The sequence below is a fragment of the Janthinobacterium rivuli genome, from assembly GCF_009208735.1.
Taxonomy (GTDB): Bacteria; Pseudomonadota; Gammaproteobacteria; order Burkholderiales; family Burkholderiaceae_D; genus Janthinobacterium.
In genome coordinates this window covers 1-686 of sequence record NZ_WFLJ01000053.1, presented here as the reverse complement: position 1 = coordinate 686, position 686 = coordinate 1, and the positions used below count along the sequence as shown (strand labels likewise).

General features: G+C 47.2%; 2 tRNA genes and 1 rRNA gene. All 3 read right to left on the bottom strand.

Features of this window, described 5'->3' with window-relative positions:
- Positions 1 to 254: 254 nt before the first annotated feature.
- Positions 255 to 330, bottom strand: a tRNA-Ala gene (locus tag GCN78_RS28850).
- A 67-nt stretch (positions 331 to 397) separates the two neighbouring features.
- Positions 398 to 474: transfer RNA gene (locus tag GCN78_RS28845), tRNA-Ile, on the bottom strand.
- Between the two features lie 100 nt (positions 475 to 574).
- A 16S ribosomal RNA gene (locus GCN78_RS28840) occupies positions 575 to 686 on the bottom strand; the annotation flags it as partial.

Here is a 686-nt window from a genome sequence, read left to right as displayed (position 1 = left end):
TGCACTTATTCGCTTGTCCCTATAACGTTAGCCTCTGATTACCTAAATAATCAAAGAGCGCTACAGGGATAAGAAAGTACAACGTTGTTGCTTGTTTGTTGATACATACAATCATTACCCATCGATTTGCTTTTTACGGCAAACCGATCAATAAATAATCTTTACTTCTTCCAGATTGTTAAAGAACGAAACAGCTTTGATCGCTAAAAGATCAAACCTAAACCTGACGGCTTACGTTTGCACTTTCAAAGTATTGGTGGAGGATGACGGGATCGAACCGACGACCCCCTGCTTGCAAAGCAGGTGCTCTCCCAGCTGAGCTAATCCCCCTGGGTGTGTTACATACTGGTAGGTCTGGCTGGACTAGTGCCCACCTTACCCCCGGGTTTGTTTTTACTGGTAGGGCTGGTTGGACTCGAACCAACGACCCCCGCGTTATCAACACGGTGCTCTAACCAGCTGAGCTACAGCCCCAACGCGGTGCTACTACGACTACTGTTTCTTCTTAATTAAACAGCCGATAAGTGTGAACATTTGATGCGTGAACCAGTTACCTGATTCGTGCAAACTCTAGAAAGGAGGTGATCCAGCCGCACCTTCCGATACGGCTACCTTGTTACGACTTCACCCCAGTCACGAATCCTACCGTGGTAAGCGCCCTCCTTGCGGTTAAGCTACCTACTTCT